This window comes from Halopseudomonas xinjiangensis, assembly GCF_900104945.1.
Lineage (GTDB): Bacteria > Pseudomonadota > Gammaproteobacteria > Pseudomonadales > Pseudomonadaceae > Halopseudomonas > Halopseudomonas xinjiangensis.
This window is the reverse complement of record NZ_LT629736.1, coordinates 2,447,606-2,472,256: the sequence shown is the minus strand read 5'-3', so window position 1 is coordinate 2,472,256 and position 24,651 is coordinate 2,447,606. Positions and strand designations below refer to the sequence as shown.

The window sequence follows — 24,651 nt, the reverse complement described above, 5'->3', positions numbered from 1 at the left end:
TCTGGTGGCACCGGCATTGCCGTTGCTGCTACCGCAAGCGCTGTGGATCCGTCGTACTGCACTACGCCTGCCCGACGCTGCGCAGCCTTGGCAAGGCACTGTCGCCTGCTCCGGCGCGGCAGAAACGGGCGAACCTTTCAAACTGTTGTTGATAGGCGAGTCGACCGTCGCCGGCGTGGGCGTCGATTCGCAGGCCGAGGCACTCAGCGGCCAGTTGGCGATGCAACTGGCCGCAACCCTGCAGCGGCCGGTCTGCTGGCAGGCCTGTGGTTGTAACGGGGCGAGGGCGAGCGATTTGATCGATGGGTCGCTTGAACTGACTGATGCGCGCTGGGATGCCGTGGTCATCGTGCTCGGCGTGAACGACACCACTCATCTGACGCCTCGCTGGCGCTGGAGAAAGAATATCCGGCAGCTGGTTCGACGATTCGCCGGGAGTTGTGATCGAGTGGTGCTGACGGGCGTACCGCCGCTCGGTGAATTTTCCGCTCTGCCGCAGCCGTTGCGGGGCTGGTTCGGTCTGCGCGCCGGCCTGCTCGATCAGGATTTGAAAGCAGTGGCGCGCCTGGAAGGCGTCACTCACCTTCCATTCGGTTTCCTGTTCGCTCCAGGCATGCTGGCGCGCGACGGTTATCACCCCTCGGCAGAAGGCTACCGCGTCTGGGCGGCGCACATCGTCGGACAGTTCTGAAAGCTCAGGAAGCTTGACCGCGCTCGGCGGGGCGGGCTTCGCTGTTACGTGCCGAGACCCGTACGCTTTTGATCATATTGTCCTTGGTCTGGAGGATTTCCAGGCGGTACATGCCGATGGTCAGGCACACCGGACTCTCGGGAATGCTCTCCAGCTGTTCGGTAATCAGCCCGTTCAACGTTTTCGGGCCGTCTGCCGGAAGTTTCCATTGCAGCTGCTTGTTGATGTCGCGAATGGCCGCGCCACCCTCGATGACAAAGCTGCCATCGTCCTGCGGATGAATGTCCTGGCTGGGCAGGAGCATATCGGTGGTGAAATCACCGACGATCTCTTCGAGGATATCTTCCAGCGTCACCAGGCCAATCACGTCGCCATATTCATCCACGACGATCGCGATGCGGCGCTTCTGCTTCTGGAAGTTGAACAGCTGCGTATGCAGCGGAGTGTTCTCCGGTACGAAGTAGGGCTCCTTGCAGGCGTTTACCACCGCTTCCTTGGTCAGGTCACCACGGCTCAAAAGGCGGGCAATGGCGCGCATGTGCACGATGCCCTTGATGTTATTGATGTCGCCGTCGTAAACGGGTAACCGGGTGTGATGGGAGGCGCGCAGCTGGTTGATGATCACCGGCATCTCGTCTTCGAGGTCGATGCCGATGGCTTCGTTGCGCGGTACCATGATGTCATCGACGGTCATTTTTTCCAGATCGAGGATGCCCAGCAACATGTTTTGACGAGTACGAGTGATGCCGACCCCGGCTTCGCGGACCACCGTGCGCAGTTCCTCCGTGGTCAGCTGATCACCCCCGGCATCCTTGGGATTCACACCAACCAGGCGCAGCAACATCCCGCTGATGGCGCTGCATAGCCAGACCACTGGATACAGCAACTTCTGCAGAATGGCGAGTACGACGCTGGCAGGGAAGGCGATCAGCTCTGGGCGTAGGGCTGCGAGCGTTTTGGGCGTGATCTCGCCGAAGATCAGCACCACCACGGTCAAGGCGACGGTGGCGATGGCAATGCCCGCATCGCCCCATATCTGCACCGCTACGACGGTGGCGATGGAGGCTGCCAGGATGTTTACGATGTTATTGCCAACCAGGATGGTGCCGAGCAGCCGGTCTGGGCGTTCAAGCAGCGAGGAGGCTCGCTGGGCGCCTTTGTGCCCTTCCTTGGTCAGGTGTTTGAGCCTGTATCGATTGAGACTCATCATGCTGGTTTCGGAGCTCGAAAAGAACGCCGAAAGCATGATGAGCAGGAGCAGGACGAGAAGTAGGACGCCTGTGCTGGTGTCGTTCAAGGTGATGCCTCAAGTGACCTGAGAAGGCGACTGATCAAAGCGGGAGTACAAACTCGTGGACCAGCTTGCTGCCGAAGTAGGCCAGCATCAGGAGCAGGAAGCCTGCCAGGGTCCAGCGGATCGCATTACTGCCTCGCCAGCCTTTAAAGTAGCGGCCCCACAGCAGAATGCCAAACACCACCCAGGCCAGGCATGAAAGGAACGTCTTGTGGGCCACGTCCTGAGCGAACATGTTTTCCAGGTAGACGAAGCCTGAGATCAGCGCCAGGGTGAGCAGCGCCTCGCCACACAGCAGAAACTGGAACAGCAGCCGCTCCATGGTCTGTAGCGGCGGAAAGGTTCGGTTGAAGCGCGTCGGATGCTTGTGCCTGAGTTGGTAATCCTGCACCGCCAGCAGTACCGCCTGGAAGGCAGCGATGGTCAGGATGCCATAGGCCAGGATCGACAACAGGATATGCGTCAGCAGCCCTTCCTGCCCGGCAATGCGGATGGCGCCGTGATCAGGGAGCAACGAGGACAGCACCGCCGTGACCGCGCCGAGCGGGAACAGACCCAGCAGCAGTGAGGCGGTGGGCGCGCGGAAACTCGAAAGAAGCGTCAATGCGATCACCAGCCAGGCAATAAGTGACGCTGCGTTGAAGAATCCGAGCGAGAGCCCCGGGCCTTGCGACAGCTCCACATACAAGCTGGTTGCATGCATGAGCAGAGCGACCAGGCCAAGGCCGCGCAGAAGATTGACGTTCACCGCCAGGCGCTTGCCCAGGCAGTGCATCTGATAGAAAGCCGCGCCCAGATAGAGGGCCGCTGCCAGCACGCTGGTAATCAGAGCGGTCATACGTCCTTGAGAAAGGTTATCAATAAAGACGCAGTGTGGCATAAGCCGCGAAGCTGATAAAGCGCTTGCCTGTAATCTGCCGCCCGGCAGCGCTATACTTCCCGGCTTGTTGGCTTCCACCCGTCCGGGGACGCGAAGCAGAGGAGACGACCGATGTTTGAAAATCTTACCGAACGCCTGTCGCACAGCCTGCGCGGAGTAACCGGCCGGGCCAAGCTGACCGACGAAAATATCAAGGATACGCTGCGCGAAGTACGCATGGCGCTGCTCGAGGCCGACGTCGCGTTGCCGGTGGTCAAGACCTTTGTCGACCAGGTGCGCGAACGCGCAGTGGGTCAGGAAGTCTCGCGCAGCCTGTCGCCGGGCCAGGCCTTCGTCAAGATCATTCGTGCCGAACTCGAGTCGGTGATGGGTGAAACCGTCGGGCTGAATCTGGCGGTATCGCCACCCGCGGTGATTCTGATGGCCGGTCTGCAGGGCGCGGGTAAGACGACGTCGGTTGCGAAGCTGGCCAAGACGCTGCGCGAACGGCAGAAGAAGAAGGTCATGGTGGTCAGTGCGGACGTCTACCGTCCGGCGGCGATCAAACAGCTCGAAATGCTGGCCAAGGAAGTGGACGTGGCCTTCTTCCCGTCCGATGCTGGCCAGCAGCCGGTTGCCATCGTCGAGGCCGCCCTGCGCGAGGCGAAGAACCGCTTCATGGACGTGCTGATCGTCGACACCGCGGGCCGCCTGCATATCGACGCCGACATGATGGACGAGATCCGCGCGGTGCATGCTGCGGCCAAGCCGGCCGAAACGCTGTTCGTGGTCGACGCCATGACCGGTCAGGACGCCGCCAATACCGCCCAGGCGTTCAACGAAGCGCTGCCGCTGACCGGTGTCATCCTCACCAAGGTCGACGGTGACGCGCGTGGTGGTGCTGCGCTGTCGGTTCGTCACATCACCGGCAAGCCGATCAAGTATCTCGGTGTGGGCGAGAAGACCGATGCGCTGGAAGTTTTCCATCCGGATCGTGTAGCCTCGCGCATCCTCGGCATGGGCGACGTACTCAGCCTGATCGAGCAGGCCGAGCAGAAGCTCGATAAGGACAAGGCGGAAAAGCTCGCCAAGAAACTCAAGAAAGGCAAGGGCTTCGATCTTGAGGACTTCCGCGATCAGCTGCAACAGATGCGCGGCATGGGCGGTCTCGGTTCACTGATGGACAAGCTGCCGATGATGGGCAAGATCAGCCCGACCCAGATGGAAACCGCACAGACTCAGGCCGAGAAGCAATTCAAGCAGATGGAGGCGATCATCAATTCGATGACGCCGGCCGAACGCCGTAATCCAGATATCATCAGCGGCTCGCGCAAGCGCCGTATCGCTGCCGGTTCGGGTACTCAGATCCAGGACATCGGGCGCGTCATCAAGCAGCACAAGCAGATGCAGAAGATGATGAAGAAGGTCAGCGGCAAGGGCGGCATGGCCAAATTGATGCGCGGCATGGGTGGCTTGGGTGGTGGCGGCGGTGGCATGATGCCGCCCGGTGGCGGTATGCCCAAGTTCTGATTCTGGCAGTCGGCTGCGGTTCGCTCGTCGCCGGGCGCAGGCTTGCTGCCGAAAAAACAGTTTTCATCGGTCGGGATATTCCGTAGAATACGCGACCTTTCGGGCTATAGGCCCGTGATGAATTATTTGAAGCGTGACTCAAACACAGGAAACGATGTTCACATGGTAACCATTCGTCTTGCTCGTGGTGGCTCCAAGAAGCGCCCCTTCTATCACCTGACCGTGACCAACAGCCGTAACGCCCGTGATGGCCGTTTCGTCGAGCGCGTTGGCTTCTTCAACCCGGTCGCCACTGGTGGTGAGATGCGCCTGTCGGTCAACCAGGAGCGCGTCAGCTACTGGCTGAGCCAGGGTGCACAGCCGTCTGACCGCGTTGCATCGCTGCTGAAGGAAACTCAGGCCTCTGCCTGATATGACCTCGTCGCCGGAACAGTCCGGGCCACCCATGCTGGTCCTGGGCAAGATCGTTTCGGTGCATGGCATTCGTGGGGCGGTGAAAGTGCTCTCGCACACCGACCCGCTGGATAACGTGCTGGACTATCCGCAATGGTCTCTTCGCAGAGGCGCGGAACAGCGAACGGTGTCCGTCACCAGCGCTCGTGTACAGGGTCGCGTACTCATCGTTCAGCTCAAGGGCGTGGACGATCGTAACCAGGCCGAGGATATGGTGAATTTCGAGATTTGCGTGGCGCAGGACGCCCTGCCGGATCTCGATGAAGGTGAATTTTACTGGTACCAGCTGGAGGGCCTTCGGGTCGAGACGCTGGATGGGCAGCTGCTCGGTCGTATCGACCATCTGCTCGAAACCGGTTCTAACGACGTCATGGTCGTCAAACCCTGCGAAGGCAGCGTTGATGATCGCGAACGTCTGCTGCCTTACCTGCCGGATCTGTATGTGAAGCATATCGATCTGCAGGCCGGCCTGATGCAGGTCGACTGGGACGTGGAGTTCTGACCGGTGTGGGCCGGTGTGGTGACCCTGTTCCCGGAGATGTTTTCGGCCCTGACGGAGTACGGCGTCACAGGTCGTGCGGTGACAAGAGAGCAGCTGAAGGTGGTTTTCAGCAACCCGCGTGATCATGCCCATGATCGGCATCGCACGGTGGATGACCGGCCCTTCGGTGGCGGTCCCGGCATGCTGATGAAGGTCGAGCCGCTGCTCGAGGCGATCGAAGCCATTCGAGAACAGGCTCCCTCGCCGCCGCGGGTGATCTATCTGTCGCCGCAGGGGCGTCCTCTGACGCAGCAGCGGGCGCAGGAGTTGGCCAGGCTCGATAGCATCGTCCTGCTTTGCGGGCGATACGAAGGCATCGACGAACGCATTATCGACATGTGCGTCGATGAGGAAATATCCATCGGCGACTATGTCCTGTCGGGTGGTGAACTGGGAGCCATGGTGCTCCTCGACTCGGTAGCCCGGTTGATTCCCGGTGTCCTGGGTCACGCCGATTCGGCGGCAGAAGATTCATTTACGGAAGGGTGGCTGGATTGTCCGCATTACACCCGGCCGGAAGAGTTTGCGGAGCGGCGCGTACCGGAGGTGCTGCTCAGTGGTAATCATGCATTGATCCGGCGCTGGCGTCTCAAGCAGTCCCTTGGCAGAACCTGGCAACGCCGGCCGGAACTGCTGGAGGACCTGACATTGAGCAAAGAACAGCAACAGCTGTTGGCGGAATTCATTCGCGAACAGGCAACCGATAACCATTGAAGCAAGTCCGGCGGCTTGAGCAGGAGTTAGAAATGTCCAACATTATTGCCCAGATTGAAGCGGAACAGATGAGCAAGGAAGTGCCCCCGTTCGCACCGGGCGACACCGTCATCGTTCAGGTTAAAGTAAAGGAAGGCGAGCGTTCGCGTCTGCAGGCTTTCGAAGGTGTGGTTATCGGTAAGCGTAACCGTGGTCTGAACTCGGCCTTCACTGTGCGCAAGATCTCCAGCGGCGTTGGCGTAGAGCGTACCTTCCAGACCTACTCGCCGCTGATCGATAGCATCAGCGTCAAGCGTCGCGGTGACGTCCGCAAGGCCAAGCTGTACTACCTGCGCGAACTGTCCGGCAAGGCAGCACGCATCAAGGAAAAGCTGGGCTGATTGCCAGTCGCTCCAGAAAAAAGCAGCCTGCGGGCTGCTTTTTTTTGCTTGGGAGTTGGCTTTGGCGCCACCCCTTCGCGGTCATGCCCGCTCCTAGAGGCAGATGATGCAGGTGCGCACCTGGGCCGAAGACGGTGTTGCTGGGCGAAGGGTCGTCGTGCATGCTGCTTCGCGTTCATGCCCGCTCTTACAGCAGCCTGATGTAGGAGCGCACCTGGGCGCGAAGGGGAACCACACCCGCGCTGGGCTCAGCCTGAAACCCTGGCCATGCAGGCGGCTTGCGTGCCTGCGACTGCACTTGTACGTTCTTCATTCGCCGCGAGATATCGATGCCAGCTAACCCCGAAAGGCCCTCCGTGCCGGAATCCGAGACGCGACTGATCGCTGCCTACCTCGATAGCCTCTGGCTTGAGCGAGGGTTGGCGCGGCAAAGTCTCGAGGCTTACCGCACGGATCTCGAAACCCTCGCGGTCTGGGCCGCCGGAAGGCGCTTGTCGCTGCTCGCGCTCGGCCGCGCCGATGTGATGGAGCATCTGGCATGGCGCATCGGCCAGAGTTACAAGGCGCGCTCCACTGCACGCTTTCTGTCGTGCATCCGTGGCTTTTACCGTCACGCGCTTCGGCAGAATCTGGTCAGCGAAGACCCTACGCTTGACGTCGCCATGCCCAAGCTAGGCAGGCCGCTGCCCAAGTCCCTGAGCGAGACGGATGTCGAAGCACTGCTTGACGCGCCGGATGTCGAAGACAGTCTGGGCCTGCGGGATCGCTGCATGCTGGAGGTTCTCTACGCCTGTGGGTTGCGCGTCAGCGAACTGGTCGGGCTGCGACTGGATCAGGTGAATCTGCGTCAGGGCGTGGTGCGCGTGACCGGCAAGGGCGACAAGGAGCGTCTGGTTCCCCTGGGAGAGGAGGCTCTGGTCTGGCTCGACCGTTATGCCCGCCAGGCGCGACCGGCTCTGCTCGGCGGGCAGCCCAGCGACGTGCTGTTCCCGAGTCGCAGGGCCCAGCAGATGACCCGCCAGACTTTCTGGCACCGTATCAAGCTGCACGCACAACAGGCCGGCATTCGCAGCGAGCTCTCGCCGCATACGCTGCGCCATGCGTTCGCGACCCATCTGCTCAACCACGGCGCAGATCTGCGCGTGGTGCAAATGCTGCTTGGACACAGCGATCTGTCGACTACCCAGATCTACACCCATATCGCCCGGCACCGTCTGCGCGACCTCCACGCAAGCCATCATCCCCGTGGGTGAGGCAGAGGTTTCGTGATAAGCTTGCGCGTCTTCAGGAGGAACCGAATCATGCTGTTCAAACGTATCGCAGGCTGGGCCCTTGCGCTTGCCGCCATGAACGCTTCGGCAGGTCCCGAGCAAGCCATCCAGCAGACGCTGGAGCGGCTTCAGTTTCCCGCCAAGGTAACCGCGGTCAGCGAGACGCCGATCGCCGGACTGTACCAGGTGCAGCTGGAAAACGGCCGGGTGCTGTACGCCAGCGGCGACGGGAAATACATGATGCAGGGCTCGCTTTTCGACGTCGCCTCCGGGCAGCCGCGCAATCTGACTGCAGCCGCCGAGGCGGAAGCTCGTGGCACCAAGCAGGCCATCGACGCGATTCCGAAGGAAGAGCTGGTGATCTTCGCTCCGAAGAACCCGAAGACGCACGTCACCATTTTTACCGATGTGGACTGCGGCTATTGCCGCAAGCTGCACAGCGAGATCGAACAGCTTAATGAACTGGGAATCGAGGTGCGCTACGCCGCCTTCCCCCGTTCCGGCATGGGCAATCCGGTTGCCGATACCATGCAGTCGGTCTGGTGCGCCGAAGACAAGCAGACCGCCATGACCCGGGCTAAGCAGGGCAAATCGGTGAAGTCGTCCAAATGCGACGATCCGGTGGCCGAGCAGTTCGAGCTTGGCCAGAAGCTCGGTGTGCAGGGCACGCCGGCAATTTTCCTGGCCAACGGCATCATGCTGCCGGGATACAAGCCGGCCGAGGTACTGGCCGCAGAGGCTATGGCCTACGAATAAGCGCCGGCACGCCGGCAACACGAGAGACGCACCGGTGCGCAGGGCAGCACCGGTTCGCGCGACGAATCAGCAACGAAACGAGTGGGGGCTAGGTTGAAACCGGTCAAAGTTGGAATTTGTGGGTTGGGCACCGTCGGCGGCGGCACTTTCAATGTCTTGCAGCGCAATGCTGCTGAAATAGCCCGGCGCGCGGGACGTGGCATTGAGGTTGCGCAGATCGCCGCTCGCCATGTCAATCCGACTTGCGACCTGGGTTCAACACCGGTCACCGACGACGTATTCGCAGTGGTCAACAATCCCGAGATCGACATCATCGTCGAACTCATTGGCGGTTCCGGCGTTGCCAAGGAGGTTGTACTCCAGGCCATCGCCAACGGCAAGCACGTGGTGACCGCCAACAAGGCGTTGATCGCCGTGCATGGCAACGAGATATTCCAGGCAGCCGTAGAGAAGGGCGTGATGGTGGCTTTCGAAGCCTCTGTCGCCGGCGGAATCCCGATTATCAAGGCGCTGCGCGAAGGTCTGGCGGCGAACCAGATCGACTGGGTGGCAGGCATCATCAACGGCACCGGCAACTTCATTCTCACCGAGATGCGCGAAAAGGGCCGGACCTTCGAAGACGTGCTCGCTGAAGCGCAGGCGCTGGGTTACGCCGAGGCCGATCCGACGTTCGACGTGGAAGGCATCGACGCTGCGCACAAGCTGACTATCCTGGCATCCATTGCCTTTGGTATCCCGCTGCAATTCGATCGCGCCTACACCGAAGGCATCACCCGCCTGACGACTGCGGATGTTAACTACGCCGAAGCATTCGGTTACCGGATCAAGCATTTGGGTATTGCGCGCCGTACCGAAAAAGGCGCCGAGCTGCGGGTTCACCCGACGCTGATCCCGGCCCATCGATTGCTCGCCAACGTCAATGGCGTGATGAACGCGGTGATGGTCAACGGCGATGCAGTCGGCTCGACGCTTTACTACGGAGCTGGTGCCGGTGCCGAGCCGACCGCTTCTGCCGTGGTCGCCGACATCATCGATGTAGTGCGCACCCTGACCACCGACCCGAACAACCGCGTCCCGCATCTCGCGTTCCAGGCCGACCTGCTGTCGGACCTTCCGGTATTGCCGGTAGAGCAGGTAGAGACCGCGTATTACCTGCGCCTGCAAGCGCAGGATCGCCCCGGTGTTCTGGCCAAGGTGGCGACCATCCTCTCCGAGCGTGGGATCAATATCGAGTCGATCATCCAGAAGGAAGTCGAGGAGCAGGATGGCCTGGTGCCGATCATTCTCCTCACGCACCGAGTGCTCGAGCAGCACATGAATGATGCGATCGCTGCCCTGGAAGCACTGGACGATATCGCCGGCCCGGTAATGCGGATCCGGGTGGAACAACTGAACTAACTCAGCGGCAAGCCCCAAGCTGCAAGCGCGAAGCTCCACTCGGACACTTGTCGCTTGCGGCTCACAGCTTGCCGCTCAAACCGAAGGTTTGCTCTCATGCGCTATATCAGCACCCGCGGCCAGGCACCGGCCCTGAATTTCGAAGACGTACTGCTCGCCGGCCTGGCCACCGATGGTGGCCTGTACGTTCCCGAGAACCTGCCACGCTTCACCCAGGAGGAGATTGCCTCCTGGGCCGGGCTGCCCTATCACGAGCTGGCATTCCAGGTCATGCGGCCGTTCGTTGCGGGCAGCATCCCGGATGCTGACTTCAAGCAGATCCTCGGCGAAACCTACGCCGCTTTCGAGCACAAGTCCGTCGCGCCGCTGCGTCAGCTGGGTGCCAACGAGTGGGTACTGGAGCTGTTCCACGGCCCGACACTGGCGTTCAAGGATTTCGCGCTGCAACTGCTGGGTCGCCTGCTCGATTACTTCCTGCTCAAGCGTGGCGAGCGGGTAGTGATCATGGGTGCGACCTCCGGCGATACCGGCTCGGCTGCCATCGAAGGCTGCCGCCGCTGCGAGAACGTCGACATCTTCATCCTGCATCCGCACCAGCGCGTGTCGGACGTGCAGCGCCGTCAGATGACCACCATTCTTGGTGAGAACATCCATAACATAGCCATCGAAGGCAACTTCGACGACTGCCAGGAAATGGTCAAGGCCAGCTTTGCCGACCAGGGCTTTTTGAAGGGCACACGTCTGGTGGCAGTGAACTCGATCAACTGGGCACGGATCATGGCTCAGATCGTGTATTACTTCCATGCTGCGCTGCAGCTCGGTGGGCCGGCGCGCTCGATGGCGTTTTCGGTGCCAACCGGTAATTTTGGCGACATTTTCGCCGGCTACCTGGCCCGCAACATGGGGCTGCCGATCAGCCAACTGATCGTCGCCACCAACCGCAACGACATCCTGCATCGCTTCATGAGCGGCAATCAGTACGACAAGGACACGCTGCATCCATCCCTGTCGCCGTCCATGGACATCATGGTCTCGTCGAACTTCGAACGGCTGCTATTCGATCTCCACGGCCGCAACGGTTCGCTAGTGGCGCAGCTGATGTCTACGTTCAAGGAAACCGGCAAGCTGTCGGTGGATAACGAGCGATGGACCGAAGCCCGTCGTCTGTTCGACTCCCTGGCCGTGGACGACGACTCAACGTGCGAGACCATCACCAAGGTCTATGAGGACTGCGGCGAGCTGCTGGATCCGCACACGGCGATTGGCGTACGCGCCGCACGCGAGTGTCGGCGGTCGATGAGTACGCCGATGATCACGCTGGGTACCGCGCATCCGGTCAAGTTCCCGGAAGCCGTGCTCAAGGCGGCAGTGGACATCGAGCCCGAACTGCCGGCACATCTGACCGATCTGTTCGATCGGGAAGAGCGCTGCACCGTTCTGCCGAACCATCTGCGTGACGTGCAGCAATTCGTTGCCGCGCACGGCAACCGCGGCAGGCCGCTCTGATAGCGAAGAGGTCCTGTTGAAATGAAAAAGCCCGGCGTCGCCGGGCTTTTTCATTTCCACGCGCGCCATTGAATCGCCAGCGAACTTCCCCGATCCAGATGCCTCCAATCCCATAATTCGTCTGTCAGGCGCTAGATCCAGCCATGGGACCCCCGATGAACCAGCCGCTACAGAACCTTGAACAACTGCTCGACCGGGTCGGCGAGCTGGCGCATGACAATGACGAGGTTTCGATTGGCATGGTGGTCGAATCGATCGGCAGCCGCTCGTTCGGTCCGCTGTTGATGCTCATCGGAATCACGCTTTTCTCACCGCTCAGCGGTGTACCTGGCATGTCCTTTTTCATGGCCTCGTTCGTCTTGCTGATAGCGGTGCAGATGCTGATCGGCAGGAAACAGTTCTGGCTGCCTCATTACATACTCGATCGCTCCGTCGAGCACGGCAAGCTGGAAAAGGCGCTGGGCTGGCTCGCCAAGCCAGCGCGCTTAATAGATCGCGTGCTCAAGCCGCGGCTTACATTCCTGGTGCATAACGGTGCCAGTTACGGAGTAGCCGCGGTATGCGTGGTCATTGGTCTGTGCATGCCGTTCATGGAGCTGGTGCCGTTCTCATCATCGGCGGCCGGCCTGGCATTGCTGGCCCTGGGGTTGTCATTGGTCGTGCACGACGGGTTGTTGGTGCTGCTTGCGCTTGTAGTATTCGGCGCAACTTTCACGCTCGTCGTTGTCAACATACTGTGATTGACCCACCCCCGCTGTAAGAGGAAACCCCACCGGATGCTCTGGTTCCTGGTGCCGCACATCGCTGCCATGCTGATCTGGACGGCATCGCTGCTGTATCTCCCCACCCTGATCATTGGTGGCGTGACCGACAAAACCCTGGTTTACGAGCCGCAGGATCGTTTCGATTCGATTCCCCGATTCATGTTCACCCGTATCGCCACGCCGGCTGCACTGGTCGCCATCATCGCAGGCACCTGGGTGTTCATCGTGGATCAGACGGTGGATACCTGGCTGATCGCCAAGCTGAGCCTGGTGGCAGGATTGGCCGTCTGTCATACCCTGACCGGGATCATGATCCTGCGCTCCGAGACTGACAACGGGAAGCCGGTGGTGCCATGGTGCTGGGTACTGACGATCTGCATCGCGTTGCTGATGAGCACGATCTTCTGGCTGGTACTGGCGAAACCGGACATGGAGCAGCTGCTATGATCGGTTTCGCCCGGCTCCAAGGAGCGCGCCTGTCACGACTGTTGGCGGCGCTCCTCGACTTTTTCCTGCGAGACACCGATCGCGTGGTCGTAAACCAGCTGGCCGCCGAGCATGCTGGTAATCGAGATCAGTACGGCGTTGAGCAGGGAGAGATACACCCCCCACGGCAGCACATCCGGAGACGGCTCGACGATGCGCAGGAGCCAGTTCAGCGTGGCAAGAGAGAGCAGCGTGACCGCCATGATCGCATGGCACCAAGAGGTCACCAGCCGACGAATCTCGGGGACCGTCACCAGATCGATCATGCCTATGCTTCCGGCAATAAGCCCGCCGACGGCACCAGTCCCTGCCAGCCATACGCTTGCCCTGGCCCAGAACTCGTCCAACGTGAAGACATAAGCCAGATCGGTACCGAGTACGGCAATCATCGCCGCCACCGGGAAATGGATCAGCATCGGGTGGATGGGATGGCCGAGAACGACCACTCTGCTTTTAACCTGACCTCGGATCATCATGCGCCTCGTATGGGTTCGTTGTCCGGTTTTGCTCGCCGGAGTCTTTCGAAAAGGCTAGCAGCCCCTTCGCTGCTCGCCATGTTCATGCTTCTGACAGCGTGTGGCGGCTCCTATTCCACACTTGATCCGGCCGGACCGCAGGCAAGCGGTGCTGCCTGGCTCTGGTGGGGCATGTTGGGCTACTTCACGCTGGTTTATATCGGTGTGGTCATTCTCTGGTTCGTCGGCATGAACCGTGATCCGGGGAAGATCTCCGACGAGCAGGCGCAGCGCGTGCAGAACCGCTGGATTCTCTGGGGCGGACTGGTTCTACCGGGGGTGAGCGTGACCGCTGTGCTGGCCCTCGGCTTGCCGGTGGGCAGAGTGATGCTGCCATTGCCGCCGGAGCAGGGCGAAGCGGTCGAAGTTCAGATCATCGGCCAGCAATGGCAGTGGGAGGCCAATTACCCTGGCACCAACCACCGACTGGAAGATCACATGCTCATCCCCGCCGGCGTGCCAGTGGACGTCCATATCACCAGTCGCGACGTCGTGCATTCGTTCTGGGTGCCCCGGCTGGCCGGGAAGATGGACGCCGTGCCGGGCCACATCAACGTGTTGCGGATTCAGGCCGATCAACCCGGGACCTATCGAGGGCACTGCGCCGAGTTCTGCGGAACGAACCATGCCCACATGAAATTCGTTGTCGAAGCGGTGCCGCAGGCGGAGTTCGACAATTGGCTGGAGGACGGGCAGACCGATGAATGACACACCGCAGCACTCCGATCGCCGCGAAGAGTTCGACCGCGTCTGGGGGAATCTGCCCGGCTGGGGTCAGCTGGCTGCGGTAAACCACACCACCATCGGCCTGCGCTTCATCCTTACCGGCACAGTGTTCTTTCTGATTGGCGGCTTGCTGGCGATGCTGATCCGCACCCAGCTGGCCCTGCCGGATCAGGACATCCTCAGCGTGAACGCCTACAACCAGGTGTTCACCATGCATGGCACGGTGATGATGTTCCTCTTCGCCATCCCGATCCTCGAGGGCGGGGCGATGTACCTGATTCCCAAGATGATCGGTGCGCGGGATCTGGTCTTCCCGCGCCTGAGTGCGCTGGGTTATTACTGTTACCTGTTCGGTGGAATCATCGTTGTATCCAGCCTTTTGCTGGATATGGCTCCCGCGGCTGGCTGGTTCATGTATCCGCCGTTGAGCAACGGCGTATTCTCCCCCGGGAAGGGTCCGGACTTCTGGTTGCTGGGCATTACCTTTGTCGAGATTTCGGCAATCAGTGCCGGGGTCGAGCTGGTCGTGTCGATCCTGCGCACCCGAACCAACGGCATGTCCCTGCGGCAGATGCCGATCTTCTGCTGGTACATCCTGGCCATGGCGCTGATGATCATCTTCGGCTTCCCGCCGCTGATCCTGGCCAGCATCATGCTCGAACTGGAGCGAGCTGCCGACTTCGTATTCTTCGGCGTTGCAGGCGGCGGAGATCCGTTGCTCTGGCAGCATCTGTTCTGGCTGTTCGGCCACCCCGAGGTGTACATCATCTTCTTTCCCGCAGCGGGGATCGTCTCGACCCTGTTGCCTGTCTTTGCCCAGCGCACACTGGTCGGCTACCGCTGGATCGTGCTGGCGATCATCGTACAAGGCTTCATTAGCTTCGGTCTGTGGGTTCACCATATGTACACCGTCGGCATTCCTAAGCTGGGGCTGGCGTTCTTTTCCGTGGCGAGCATGATCGTGGCGATCCCTACCGGTATCCAGATATTCGCCTGGGTCGCCACGCTATGGACGGGCCGGGTGGTGTTTCGATTGCCGATGTTGTGGATCATCGGTTTTCTCCTGGTGTTCGTCTGCGGTGGCCTGACCGGGGTCATGCTGGCCCTGGTGCCGTTCGACTGGCAGGCCCATGACACGCATTTCGTAGTCGCCCACATGCACTACGTGCTGGTCGGCGGGATGGTGTTTCCGCTGATCGCCGGGTTCTATTACTGGCTACCGCACGTGTCCGGGCGCATGCCTTCGGAGACCCTCGGCCGCTGGGGCTTCTGGCTGTTCTTCATCGGTTTCAACATGACCTTCTTGATCATGCACCTGACCGGGCTGTTCGGCATGCCCCGGCGGGTCTACACCTACGAGGCCGGGCTCGGCTGGGAGTGGTTCAACCTGATCTCCTCGGTCGGCGGCTTCATCACCGCCTTGGGTGTGGCTGTGATCATCGTCGACATTGCGCTGCATTTTCGTTTCGGTCGCAAGGCGGAGCAGAACCCGTGGAATGCCGACAGTCTGGAGTGGGCGGTGGAAATGCCGGTAACGACCTACAACTTTGCCAGCCTGCCGGAGATCAAATCGCGCCACCCGTTATGGGAGGATCCCGACTTGCCGCATACCATTGCTACGGGTCAGCACGGGCTACCGGAGATCGGGCACGGTCGGCGCGAAATTTACGGTTCCGATGCGGTAACCGGGCAACTGAAGGATGTCATCCACCTGCCGAGCAACTCGTGGATTCCACTGCAGGCCGCGTCAATGATCGCGGTCGTCTGTTTGGGCCTGCTTACCAAGTACTACTGGGTCGCACTGGCTGGAGCCGTATTGGCGCTGATGTTTCTGATCCGCTGGAGTTGGCATAACGGGGCTCATCCCCTTGCAGCGCCGAAGACCGAAGACTGGGAGCGCACTGATCCTCCGCTGCACTCGCGCACCTTCAGCGGTCCAGGGCTGTGGGGTGTTCTGGTCGCGCTGATCGCCAACGGCACGCTGTTCTCCTCGCTGATTTTCGGCTGGTTCTACCTGTGGACCTCCGCACCGCTCTGGAACACGCCAGCCGATGGGCCGCTGAGTCTGGTTGCGCTCACAGGCAGCGGCATACTGCTCACGCTTGCGGCAGGCCTGTTTGCATGGGCGGTAGGCCGCCTGCGCAAGGGTGATGACTCGCTGCTCGAACCGCTGTTGTGGGTGGTTTCGGCCCTGGGTGCGGCACATTTCGGCTGGTTGCTGTGGGAGGCAATCGACGCACCCCTTACCCCAACCACGCTCGCGCACGATTCGCTGCTCAGCCTGATGCTCTGGTATCTGCTGTTGCAGAGCGGGCTGGCAACGCTGGCTTCGGTATTGCAGGCGTTGCGCGTGCGCGTCGGCTATGTCGATGCGTCGCTGCCCTACGAGCCGGTAGTTGTGCTGCCGTTGTGGGCCTACGCAACCGGGGCGTTCTGGATAAGTTTCGCAGCGTTCATGCTGCTACCGATGACCTGGAGCGGCGCATGATCAAGCGTTTCATGAAAAAGATCATGTTGCATCCCTTGCATCCGTTGCAGCTGGTGTTCGGGTTGCTCGTGTGGAGCGGCTGGTTCGTTTTCGTATACGGTAGCACTGGAGTGATCTGCGAGGTCGCGCCACCGCCCGCTGAAGCCGATATGCGCACCTGGGTCAACGCAGCGGTACTGGGCATGGGTACCCTCGTCGGCGGTTTCCTGTTGTTCAATTCCTGGCGCTGCTGGAAAGCCGCTCCGGACTACCAGAGCGGAGAGCCGGACAAGCGTTTCCTTGGGCGAGTCGCCGGCGGAGTCTATCTGGTAGGGGCGATCGCCTCGTTCGGTCTCGCTCTGCCAGCGCTGTTCCTTCCCCCATGCATATGACGATTACTCGAGCGACGTTGCTTGGACTGTTATTGGCTGTCTTCGCCCCGTTGGCATGGGCACATAGCCCCTTCGCTGCGGCGGCTGATGAACGCCTGCCGGCATGGCTTACCGCAGGGCTGTTGCTGGTGCTCTGGGCCTGTTACCTGCGTGGCTGCGTGCGTGTCTGGCCCGGTGCAGGTGCCGTGTCGCTTTTTCATGTGGGCTTGGCTCTGGGTGGCCTGGCCGTGCTCGGCCCGTTGGACGACTGGGCGGAAACCAGCACGTCGGCGCATATGACGCAGCACATGGTGTTCATGGTAGTGGTGCCGCCGTTATTCGTTCTCAGTCGCCCGTTGCCGCAACTGTCTGCTGGCGGAGCCAGGCGGTTGTCGGCGCTCTGGAACCCACTCCTGCGTCTGACCCAGCGGCCGATGCTCACAGCCTACGTGCACGGCTTCATCGTCTGGTTCTGGCACACGCCGAAATTCTACATGCTGGCTGTGGAGCATCCCTGGTGGCATGCGGTCGAGCATCTGCTGTTTATCGTCAGCGCGGGTCTTTTCTGGTGGGCAGTGCTGCGCAGCTCGCGTCTGCTTGTGCCCTGGGCGCTGCTGGCGCTGCTGTTCACGCTGATGCATACCGGTTTCCTTGGCGCTCTGCTGACCTTCGCACGGGAGCCGCTGTACGGCGAAGCGCGCAGTCTCGAGGACCAGCAACTCGCTGGCTTGATCATGTGGGTGCTGGGCGCCATCCCCTATTTACTGGGTGCCGGGTGGTTGGGCTGGCGCTGGTTGCTGACCATGCAGCGGCGCATAGGCTGGTAAACAGGGCGGTCGCCCGGCTCAGTGCGGGTCTTCACCACGGTGAGCCCGCTCCTTCGCCTCGCCGATGACCTCATCCGCAGTGTGCTTCTGATCGTCTTCGGCTTCAGGCTTCTCCTGTTCGGCCTGTTTTTCCGGGCTGTAACAGAGCGTAGCCAGTATCGGAAAGTGATCGGAGCCGTATTTTTCCAGCCGCTCGATGCTGCCGAGAGAGAAATGCTCGCTGGCGAAGATGTGATCCAAAGGCCAGCGCAGCGAGAGATGGTCCGCATGGTAAGTACTGAACATGCCACGCCCGCGGCGAGGATCGAGCATTCCGCTGACTTCTGCGAACAGGCGGGTCGTTCGCGACCAGGCCACGTCATTGAGATCGCCGATCAGCAGGGTCGGGCCGCCAGATTCGCGTATACGCTTGCCGACCAGCAACAGCTCGGCATCACGCCATAGCGACTCGTCGCTTTCGGCGGGTGCGGGCGGGCGCGGATGGACGGCGTGCAGGGTCACGGTGGCACCGTTTCGCAAGTGCAGGGTGCCATGGATCGAGGGAATATCGTCCTGGATCAGATACGAGACCTGTACGTCAGTCAGCTCCAGCCGGGAGTACAGATGCATGCCATACAGGTTGTCCAGCGGGATTTTCACCGAGTGCGGCCACTCGCCGCCAATGGATTCGTCGAGCCGGTCGCCCCACCACTGATCACTTTCCAGCGTAAGGATCACGTCCGGTTTGCGATAGATGATCTGCTTGGTCAATCCGGCAAAGTTACGGTTGGGTGTGAGCACATTGGCAATCAGGATGGTTACACAATGCCGGTCATCACTCGTCTCCGCGGCCTGCATCTGTACGTCCCAGAATGGCGTCCAGGGCATGATGTGCCAGACCTGCACCGCGATCACTACCAGGCAGATGACGACCGTCAGCCATTTCAGCGAGCTGTCGGCAAAACCGGCGAGGACGAGCGTCAGCAGGGCGAGCGAAGCGATCTGCACTCGAGGGAATTCACACGCGCGCACCCACCACTGAGTAAGGCGCACTCTCGCCATGAAGGTGACGGCCAGCAATATCAGTGCGGCTGCGATAGTAAATATGCCGAGCACGACTCCGGCCTCCGCGGTTTGGGATTCATCGTTTGGAGGGCACCTGGGAAGGGTAGTTCAGCACTAATGTGCAATCGACACCTATTAGCGTTTCGCTATCGTGTCGACAGCATACGCTGGCAAAGCAATGCTCGTCCGTGATGGCGAGCATCCACTTACAAAGGGAACCGAAGCCGCCGGAAAGCGCCTAAGCAGGCAACTGCCCAGTGTGCGAAACCTTCGCGAGCGGTACCGGGCACTCGCGTCATTCGCTAGGAGCTTCAAGCATGCTGTCCAGGCTTTCCGCTTTCGCCGTCCCGCTGCTGGGCGCGGCGTCGTTCGTTCAAACCGCCCAGGCCTTCGAATTTGAAACCGTGATAACCCAGGCGCGGGACGCGGCCGCCAGTCCCTATTCGGCCCCCGCGCCTGTGCCCAGGTTCATGCGCGACCTCAGCTACAACGATTACCAGGGCATTCGTTTCCGCACCGAGAGCAGCCTGTGGCGCGACAGCGAATCCAAGTTCAAGGTGATGATGGTTCCGCCGGGGCTGTTTTATACGCACCCGGTTCGGATCAACATTATCGAGCAAGGGGAGGCTGAACCGCTGCAGTTCGAGAAGAGCCAGTTCGACTATCCGAATCCGGAGATCGAAAAGCTCGTTCCCGCTGACCTCGGATATGCAGGTCTCAAGGTCACCTTTCCCTTTGACGCGCCGGATGTGATGAATCAGTTTCTGGTCTTCGCGGGTGCGAGCTACTTCCGCGCAGTCGGCAAGGAAAACAATTTCGGCATTTCCGGCCGAGGTGTCGCAGTCGATACCGGTCTGCCCAGCGGGGAAGAGTTTCCTGCATTCGTCGAGTTCTGGCTGGAAAAACCCGAGCCGGGCGATGAAACCTTTCGCCTGTATGGCCTGCTAGACGGCGAGAGCCTGACCGGTGCCTACCAGTTCACCGTGACGCCCGGCGAAACCACCGAGCTTGCGGTCAAGAGCGTTATTTTCCCGCGTCGGTCAATAGAGCTGCTCGGGCTGGCGCCGTTGACCAGCATGTTCTACTACGGCGAGAACATGCTGCAGCCGCCGGGCGAGTGGCGCCCGGAAGTGCACGATTCGGACGGATTGCTGATCCATGACGGGGCCAGCGATGAGTGGTTGTGGCGCCCGTTGCGCAATCCCGAGACGCTGAATACCGACTATTTCGCAACGCAGAACGTGCGCGGGTTCGGTCTGATCCAGCGGGACACCGAGTTCGACAGCTACATGGACGCCGAAGCCTATTACCACTCGCGTCCGAGCGCCTGGGTCGAGCCCGAAGGCGACTGGGGCCGTGGCGATGTCGTGCTGGTCCAGCTGCCGACCCCGGACGAAACCAACGACAACATCGTCTCGTTCTGGCGCACCAACGGTGCGATCCGGCCCGAGCAGTCGCTGCATTTCAACTACAAGGTTCGCTTCGGCGGGCAACACGTGGCTGGCGAAACGCTGGCCCGAGCGGTGGATACCTACCTCGGCGACGGCAGCCGTATTGGTGGCGGAGCCGAGGCGGGAGCCGTGCGGATCATTGTCGATTTCGCTGATGGACCGCTGGCGGAGCGCGACCCGGGTGCGGCGGTGGTGGCCGACGTGTCAGGGCTGAACGACACCGAAATCATCGAGCATTTCGTCGAGTATGTGGCACCGCTCGACCGCTGGCGGCTCTCCGTGCTGGCCCGTCCGGCCGCACAGAAGCCATTGGCGCTCAGAGCCTATTTGCGAGAAGGCGAGCAGACCTTGAGCGAGACCTGGACTTATGAAGTGCCGCCAGGAACCGACATTCTGCGCGTCGTGAATCGTTGAGGCCGGGTATGGCCGCAGCGCATGCTGAAGATCTGGTGGCGAGGGTCTTGGCCTATCTGGCCTGGTCCGGCGTGCGCTTGAACGACGAAGTCGAGCGCGAGGTCCTGCTCGTCGTTGCCGACGTGCTGGGGACTGGTGAAGCTGCGTTTCAGGCGTGCCTGCAACGACTGGCGCCGCGTCTCGATGTGCCACGTGCGACCCGCCCACAACCGAGCCCCCCGCTACAACGCGGCAGCCTCGGTTACGGGGAACGCTGATGAGTGCACGCCGCAACGATACAGGTGGCCCGCGCCCGCGTACCCGCTGGCGGCTCGCTGCTGCCATACGGCGGATACTGCTACTGGTCGTCGTCCTGGCGCAAACCGCGACTGCTACCTGGTTCATGCTGTCTGTGTTGCCTTACCATGGTGGAAACGGCCTGGAAATCGCCATGGCGGCGATTTTCGCCGTGCTGTTTCTGTGGATATCGCTGGGCTTCTGGATCGGTGTGTTCGGGTTCTGGTTCCGGCGCATCGGTGACCGCCACGCCTTGCTCAGCCAGCAAAGCGCCGAAACACTCGCCGCCACTCCGCTGCGTCGCACTGCCATTCTGCTGCCGATCTACCACGAGCCGATCGATCGCACCCTGGGCGGCTTGCGAGCGGTCTATCACAGCCTGGAACGCACCGGCGCGCTGGAGCATTTCGACTTTTTCATTCTCTCGGACAGTCGCGATCCGGACGTCTGGCTACGTGAGCAGTCCGCCTGGGCCGAGCTGTGCGAGGAATTGGGCGCCGAGGGCAAGCTGTTCTACCGTCGCCGTACGCTCAATCTCAATTACAAAAGCGGCAACATCGGCGATTTTCTGCGTCGCTGGGGCCGGCAGTACGACTACATGACGGTACTCGATGCTGACAGCCTGATGGACGGCGAGACGCTGGTACGCATGGTTCAGCTGATGCAGCGTCATCCTCAGGTGGGCATCCTGCAGACCAGCCCGACGCTGATCAATGGCCGATCGCTATTCGCTCGGGTACAGCAGTTCGCTAATCAGTTGTACGGCCCGCTGTTCACCACCGGGCTGGCTTCGGTGCAGCTCGGCGAGGCGGCTTTCTGGGGCCACAACGCGATACTGCGCATCGAACCCTTCATGCGTCATTGCGGTTTGCGCAAGCTGCGAGGCTGGGGCCTGTTCCGCGGACCGATAACCAGCCATGACTTCGTCGAGGCGGCGTACATGGGCCGCGCCGGTTACGAGGTCTGGCTGGAGCCGGGCCTGAGCGGCAGCTACGAGGAATCACCGCCGACGCTGGTCGACGAGCTGACTCGCGACCGGCGCTGGGCCAAGGGCAACATGCAGCATCTGTGGCTGCTGTTTGCTGGCCGTAGATTGCGACTGGCGCACCGTTTCGCGCTGCTCAACGGCATCATGTCGTATCTCGCCTCGCCGCTATGGCTGATCTTCCTGATTCTCACCACGATCGAGACCGCGCGGCTGGTGCTGCTGCCCATCGAGTATTTTCCGGACCAGTACCAGCTCTATCCGCAGTGGCCGGAATGGCGGCCGATGCGCGCCATCGTGCTGGTGAGTCTGACCTTCACGCTACTCTTTCTGCCTAAGCTGCTGGCCGCGCTGGATGTCGTGTTCAAGCGCCGTACCCGGGTCTACGGGGGCGCTGGCAGACTGTTCGGTAGCGTACTGGTGGAAATGCTGCTGTCTGCGCTGCTAGCGCCGATTCGCATGCTGACCCAGTCTCGCTACGTGGTGGAGGCACTGTTCAATGTCACGCTGAAGTGGGCCGGTCAGAACCGCACGGCGGAGTTGAGCTGGGGGAGTGCCATTCTCAATCAGGCGATGGGAACCTTGCTGGCCCTGGGCTGGGCTCTGTTCGCGCTCTGGCTCGACCCTATGTTTTTCATCTGGTCCTTGCCGGTCGCTTTACCGCTGATCTTTGCCGCGCCCATTTTCGTCCTGCTCAGCGGCGTCGCAGCCGGCGATTGGTTGCGCAAACGTCGCTGGCTTGCGGTTCCTGAAGAAATCGACGGGTCGCCGCTGATTGATGACCTGGTCACCGGGCGTTCACTGGATCGACTCGATGCGGACTATCCGGCCTTTTGCGAGGCCATCCTCAATCCGCGCATCAATCTCCTGCACGCCTCGCTCGCCCGCAATTGCCGGCGCGGGCCTCGACGGGAACGTCTCGAGCAGCTTTGCCGTGAGTGCCTGGAAAAAGGACCCAGGGCCATCGCCAGTGCCGATCAGAGCCGTCTGGCGAAGGATTCAACGTCACTCACCTGGCTGCATGAGCACGCCTGGAACGCTCCGCCATCCTCGCCCTGGGGTCGGCTGATTCGCACCCGAATAAACCTCGGCTGACGTTGTCCATTGGGAAACCGCTGGCCTGCCAGGCCGCCTGTTCGGGCGCCTGCCTCGCTTCGTATCGTCTTATGCATGCATCCCGACAGGAGGCTACATGTCACTCTCTCGTTTGAGTTCGCCACGTTTGTTTCGCCAGCAATGCTACATCAATGGGGAGTGGGTAGACGCTCGCGACGGCGCGACCATTCCCGTCGACAATCCGGCGACCGGCGATGTCATCGGCACCGTGCCCTTGCTGTCCGACGCCGAAATCAGTGCTGCCATTGATTCCGCCCAGTCAGCCTTCATTGCCTGGCGCGCGCGTACCGCTCAGGAACGGGCAGACCTGCTGCTGCGCTGGTACGACCTGCTGCGCGAGCACAAGGAAGATATAGCTGTGCTGATGACGCTCGAGCAGGGCAAGCCGCTGGCCGAGTCGCGCGGCGAAGTCGATTATGCCGCTTCGTTCATCCGCTGGTATGCCGAGGAAGCGCGGCGCATGTACGGGGAAACGATTCCCGGCGCCAAGCCAGGCCAGCATATCGTCGTGATCCGCGAGCCGGTTGGGGTCACTGCAGCGATCACCCCCTGGAATTTCCCTGCTGCGATGATTACCCGCAAGGCCGGGGCAGCGCTGGCCGCGGGTTGTTCGATGATCGTCAAGCCGGCCAATGCCACGCCTTATACTGCGCTGGCGATGGCGTTGCTCGCCGAAGAAGCCGGTATCCCCGCCGGGGTATTCAATGTGGTCACCGGCAAGTCGAGTGCAATCGGCAAGGTATTCACCAGCAGTCCGATCGTGCGCAAGCTGAGTTTCACCGGTTCCACGCCGGTGGGCAGAGAACTTATGGCGCAGGCATCGGAGCACATCCAGAAGATATCGCTCGAACTCGGCGGCAACGCGCCGTTCATCGTTTTCGATGACGCGGATATCGACAAGGCGGTCGCTGGCGCCATGGCGAGCAAGTTCCGCAATACCGGACAGACCTGCGTTTGCGTGAACCGCTTTCTGGTGCAGTCGGGCATCCACAATCGCTTCGTCTCGGCGCTCGCCCAGGCCATGACCGATCTCAACGTCGGAGATGGCTTCGAAGAAGGGGTGAACCAGTCGGCGCTGATCAATCACGAGGCGGTGAAGAAGGTCCATGCCCATTATCACGACGCCATCGACAAGGGCGCCATTCGCGTCAGCGGCCCGGAGCCATCCACTGACGAAGGCAACTTCGTGCATCCGCTTCTGCTGACCGATATCAGCGCGGATATGCAGGTGTGCGATGAGGAAACCTTCGGCCCGCTGGCCGCCGTCATGCGCTTCGATACGGAAGAGCAGGCACTGCAGATTGCCAACGACACGCCGTATGGCCTGGCCGCCTATTTCTATACTCAGGACATCCATCGTGTCTGGCGGGTGGCCCACGGTCTGGAGGCCGGCATCATAGGCATCAACGAAGGCGCCATATCCAATGCCGCCGCGCCGTTCGGAGGCGTCAAGGAGTCAGGCCTGGGGCGCGAAGGCTCCCGCCACGGACTCGATGAATATACCGAAATCAAGTACCTGTGCATGGGTGGAGAATGACGCCGTGGACGGCACCAGTCACGCGGATGCAGATTGATATAAATTTTTTGCGATAAGTGATGTCCAACGAGTCAACGGGCCTGATTGACCCAAGGGGGAGCAGGTCCGTTGCCGGGGTCGCCTAGGCGATTCCGTATCCAATAAAACGCAGAGAGGTCGAAACCTATGAATAATATCGTCTACATCGTCGGCGCAGTCGTCATCGTCCTGGCTATCCTGTCCTTCCTGGGCTTTCGTTGATCAGCCAACACGGCGGCGCGTAAGCGCCATCGGTACGCG

At 61.1% G+C, this 24,651-nt stretch carries 24 protein-coding genes; 20 read left to right on the top strand and 4 right to left on the bottom strand.

Going from position 1 to position 24,651, the window contains the following annotated elements; genetic code table 11:
* The first annotated feature begins 4 nt into the window (after nt 1-4).
* A complete protein-coding gene (locus tag BLT85_RS11385; RefSeq protein ID WP_231701470.1) occupies nt 5-691 on the top strand; it encodes an SGNH/GDSL hydrolase family protein in 687 nt (228 codons plus the stop codon).
* Between the two features lie 4 nt (nt 692-695).
* On the opposite strand, the gene BLT85_RS11380 is transcribed toward BLT85_RS11385, so the two are convergent.
* Entirely contained in the window at nt 696-1,937 is a 1,242-nt protein-coding gene (locus tag BLT85_RS11380) for an HlyC/CorC family transporter (RefSeq protein ID WP_231701598.1), read from the bottom strand.
* A gap of 85 nt (nt 1,938-2,022) precedes the next feature.
* Nucleotides 2,023-2,823, bottom strand: a complete 801-nt coding sequence (locus BLT85_RS11375) for a cytochrome C assembly family protein (RefSeq protein ID WP_093394757.1) — start codon at nt 2,821-2,823, stop codon at nt 2,023-2,025.
* Nucleotides 2,824-2,976: 153 nt separating this feature from the next.
* Here BLT85_RS11375 and ffh point away from each other — a divergent pair, with 153 nt between their 5' ends.
* The 11 genes from ffh (at nt 2,977) to BLT85_RS11320 (ending at nt 12,604) form a co-directional block, all read left to right on the top strand.
* A complete protein-coding gene (ffh, locus tag BLT85_RS11370) occupies nt 2,977-4,374 on the top strand; it encodes a signal recognition particle protein (protein WP_093394755.1) in 1,398 nt (465 codons plus the stop codon).
* 162 nt (nt 4,375-4,536) lie between these two features.
* Nucleotides 4,537-4,785, top strand: a complete 249-nt coding sequence (gene rpsP / locus BLT85_RS11365; protein ID WP_093394753.1) for a 30S ribosomal protein S16 — start codon at nt 4,537-4,539, stop codon at nt 4,783-4,785.
* Between the two features lies 1 nt (nt 4,786).
* Entirely contained in the window at nt 4,787-5,329 is a 543-nt protein-coding gene (gene rimM, locus BLT85_RS11360; RefSeq protein WP_093394751.1) for a ribosome maturation factor RimM, read from the top strand.
* Nucleotides 5,330-5,365: 36 nt separating this feature from the next.
* Entirely contained in the window at nt 5,366-6,082 is a 717-nt protein-coding gene (trmD, locus tag BLT85_RS11355) for a tRNA (guanosine(37)-N1)-methyltransferase TrmD (protein ID WP_231701597.1), read from the top strand.
* A gap of 32 nt (nt 6,083-6,114) precedes the next feature.
* Nucleotides 6,115-6,462 (top strand): 50S ribosomal protein L19, encoded by a 348-nt coding sequence (rplS, locus tag BLT85_RS11350; protein WP_093394746.1) that lies wholly within the window; start codon nt 6,115-6,117, stop codon nt 6,460-6,462.
* Between the two features lie 356 nt (nt 6,463-6,818).
* The gene (xerD, locus tag BLT85_RS11345; protein WP_407920177.1) at nt 6,819-7,715 is read left to right on the top strand and encodes a site-specific tyrosine recombinase XerD; all 897 of its coding nucleotides are present in this window, start codon (nt 6,819-6,821) and stop codon (nt 7,713-7,715) included.
* 48 nt (nt 7,716-7,763) lie between these two features.
* Nucleotides 7,764-8,489 (top strand): thioredoxin fold domain-containing protein, encoded by a 726-nt coding sequence (locus tag BLT85_RS11340; protein WP_093394741.1) that lies wholly within the window; start codon nt 7,764-7,766, stop codon nt 8,487-8,489.
* Nucleotides 8,490-8,582: 93 nt separating this feature from the next.
* Nucleotides 8,583-9,887: a homoserine dehydrogenase gene (locus BLT85_RS11335; RefSeq protein ID WP_093394738.1), complete on the top strand. Its 1,305-nt coding sequence runs from the start codon at nt 8,583-8,585 to the stop codon at nt 9,885-9,887.
* 96 nt (nt 9,888-9,983) lie between these two features.
* The gene (thrC, locus tag BLT85_RS11330; protein ID WP_093394735.1) at nt 9,984-11,393 is read left to right on the top strand and encodes a threonine synthase; all 1,410 of its coding nucleotides are present in this window, start codon (nt 9,984-9,986) and stop codon (nt 11,391-11,393) included.
* Between the two features lie 155 nt (nt 11,394-11,548).
* Nucleotides 11,549-12,133, top strand: a complete 585-nt coding sequence (locus BLT85_RS11325) for an exopolysaccharide biosynthesis protein (RefSeq protein ID WP_093394732.1) — start codon at nt 11,549-11,551, stop codon at nt 12,131-12,133.
* 36 nt (nt 12,134-12,169) lie between these two features.
* The gene (locus BLT85_RS11320) at nt 12,170-12,604 is read left to right on the top strand and encodes a CopD family protein (protein WP_093394729.1); all 435 of its coding nucleotides are present in this window, start codon (nt 12,170-12,172) and stop codon (nt 12,602-12,604) included.
* A gap of 32 nt (nt 12,605-12,636) precedes the next feature.
* Here BLT85_RS11320 and BLT85_RS11315 read toward each other — a convergent pair whose 3' ends face one another.
* Nucleotides 12,637-13,119: a DUF2231 domain-containing protein gene (locus tag BLT85_RS11315; RefSeq protein WP_093394726.1), complete on the bottom strand. Its 483-nt coding sequence runs from the start codon at nt 13,117-13,119 to the stop codon at nt 12,637-12,639.
* A 78-nt stretch (nt 13,120-13,197) separates the two neighbouring features.
* Between BLT85_RS11315 and coxB the strand changes: the two genes are divergently transcribed.
* From coxB to BLT85_RS11295, 4 genes are read left to right on the top strand one after another with little or no spacing between them, the layout of a single operon-like run.
* Entirely contained in the window at nt 13,198-13,866 is a 669-nt protein-coding gene (gene coxB / locus BLT85_RS11310) for a cytochrome c oxidase subunit II (RefSeq protein WP_093394723.1), read from the top strand.
* Entirely contained in the window at nt 13,859-16,372 is a 2,514-nt protein-coding gene (ctaD, locus tag BLT85_RS11305) for a cytochrome c oxidase subunit I (RefSeq protein WP_093394720.1), read from the top strand. Before coxB ends, ctaD begins: the two co-directional genes overlap by 8 nt.
* On the top strand, nt 16,369-16,743 hold the full coding sequence (locus tag BLT85_RS11300) for a hypothetical protein (RefSeq protein ID WP_093394717.1): 375 nt from the start codon (nt 16,369-16,371) through the stop codon (nt 16,741-16,743). The genes ctaD and BLT85_RS11300 overlap by 4 nt, the downstream gene beginning before the upstream one ends.
* Nucleotides 16,734-17,549 (top strand): cytochrome c oxidase assembly protein, encoded by an 816-nt coding sequence (locus tag BLT85_RS11295; RefSeq protein ID WP_231701469.1) that lies wholly within the window; start codon nt 16,734-16,736, stop codon nt 17,547-17,549. The genes BLT85_RS11300 and BLT85_RS11295 overlap by 10 nt, the downstream gene beginning before the upstream one ends.
* Nucleotides 17,550-17,567: 18 nt before the next feature.
* Here BLT85_RS11295 and BLT85_RS11290 read toward each other — a convergent pair whose 3' ends face one another.
* Complete coding sequence (locus tag BLT85_RS11290; RefSeq protein WP_093394712.1) at nt 17,568-18,644, bottom strand: endonuclease/exonuclease/phosphatase family protein; 1,077 nt, start codon at nt 18,642-18,644, stop codon at nt 17,568-17,570.
* A 266-nt stretch (nt 18,645-18,910) separates the two neighbouring features.
* On the opposite strand from BLT85_RS11290, the gene BLT85_RS11285 reads away from it, so the two are divergent.
* From BLT85_RS11285 to BLT85_RS11270, 4 genes are all read left to right on the top strand, one after another.
* A complete protein-coding gene (locus BLT85_RS11285; RefSeq protein ID WP_093394709.1) occupies nt 18,911-20,458 on the top strand; it encodes a glucan biosynthesis protein G in 1,548 nt (515 codons plus the stop codon).
* Nucleotides 20,459-20,466: 8 nt separating this feature from the next.
* A complete protein-coding gene (locus BLT85_RS11280; protein ID WP_093394706.1) occupies nt 20,467-20,715 on the top strand; it encodes a hypothetical protein in 249 nt (82 codons plus the stop codon).
* Nucleotides 20,715-22,814, top strand: coding sequence for a glucans biosynthesis glucosyltransferase MdoH (gene mdoH, locus BLT85_RS11275; RefSeq protein ID WP_093394703.1), 2,100 nt, complete (start codon nt 20,715-20,717; stop codon nt 22,812-22,814). The genes BLT85_RS11280 and mdoH overlap by 1 nt, the downstream gene beginning before the upstream one ends.
* Before the next feature lie 97 nt (nt 22,815-22,911).
* Nucleotides 22,912-24,372: an NAD-dependent succinate-semialdehyde dehydrogenase gene (locus tag BLT85_RS11270; RefSeq protein WP_093394700.1), complete on the top strand. Its 1,461-nt coding sequence runs from the start codon at nt 22,912-22,914 to the stop codon at nt 24,370-24,372.
* The last annotated feature ends 279 nt before the right edge of the window (nt 24,373-24,651 follow it).

Coding starts and splice junctions, on each gene's coding strand:
- BLT85_RS11375 (WP_093394757.1), bottom strand. CDS start 2,823: ATGACCGCTCTGATTACCAGCGTGCTGGCAGCGGCCCTCTATCTGGGC.
- BLT85_RS11270 (WP_093394700.1), top strand. CDS start 22,912: ATGTCACTCTCTCGTTTGAGTTCGCCACGTTTGTTTCGCCAGCAATGC.
- BLT85_RS11325 (WP_093394732.1), top strand. CDS start 11,549: ATGAACCAGCCGCTACAGAACCTTGAACAACTGCTCGACCGGGTCGGC.
- BLT85_RS11285 (WP_093394709.1), top strand. CDS start 18,911: ATGCTGTCCAGGCTTTCCGCTTTCGCCGTCCCGCTGCTGGGCGCGGCG.
- rimM (WP_093394751.1), top strand. CDS start 4,787: ATGACCTCGTCGCCGGAACAGTCCGGGCCACCCATGCTGGTCCTGGGC.
- BLT85_RS11320 (WP_093394729.1), top strand. CDS start 12,170: ATGCTCTGGTTCCTGGTGCCGCACATCGCTGCCATGCTGATCTGGACG.
- coxB (WP_093394723.1), top strand. CDS start 13,198: ATGTTCATGCTTCTGACAGCGTGTGGCGGCTCCTATTCCACACTTGAT.
- thrC (WP_093394735.1), top strand. CDS start 9,984: ATGCGCTATATCAGCACCCGCGGCCAGGCACCGGCCCTGAATTTCGAA.
- BLT85_RS11380 (WP_231701598.1), bottom strand. CDS start 1,937: ATGCTTTCGGCGTTCTTTTCGAGCTCCGAAACCAGCATGATGAGTCTC.
- BLT85_RS11300 (WP_093394717.1), top strand. CDS start 16,369: ATGATCAAGCGTTTCATGAAAAAGATCATGTTGCATCCCTTGCATCCG.
- ctaD (WP_093394720.1), top strand. CDS start 13,859: ATGAATGACACACCGCAGCACTCCGATCGCCGCGAAGAGTTCGACCGC.
- BLT85_RS11280 (WP_093394706.1), top strand. CDS start 20,467: ATGGCCGCAGCGCATGCTGAAGATCTGGTGGCGAGGGTCTTGGCCTAT.
- ffh (WP_093394755.1), top strand. CDS start 2,977: ATGTTTGAAAATCTTACCGAACGCCTGTCGCACAGCCTGCGCGGAGTA.
- rplS (WP_093394746.1), top strand. CDS start 6,115: ATGTCCAACATTATTGCCCAGATTGAAGCGGAACAGATGAGCAAGGAA.
- mdoH (WP_093394703.1), top strand. CDS start 20,715: ATGAGTGCACGCCGCAACGATACAGGTGGCCCGCGCCCGCGTACCCGC.
- BLT85_RS11340 (WP_093394741.1), top strand. CDS start 7,764: ATGCTGTTCAAACGTATCGCAGGCTGGGCCCTTGCGCTTGCCGCCATG.
- BLT85_RS11295 (WP_231701469.1), top strand. CDS start 16,734: ATGCATATGACGATTACTCGAGCGACGTTGCTTGGACTGTTATTGGCT.
- trmD (WP_231701597.1), top strand. CDS start 5,366: ATGTTTTCGGCCCTGACGGAGTACGGCGTCACAGGTCGTGCGGTGACA.
- rpsP (WP_093394753.1), top strand. CDS start 4,537: ATGGTAACCATTCGTCTTGCTCGTGGTGGCTCCAAGAAGCGCCCCTTC.
- BLT85_RS11315 (WP_093394726.1), bottom strand. CDS start 13,119: ATGATGATCCGAGGTCAGGTTAAAAGCAGAGTGGTCGTTCTCGGCCAT.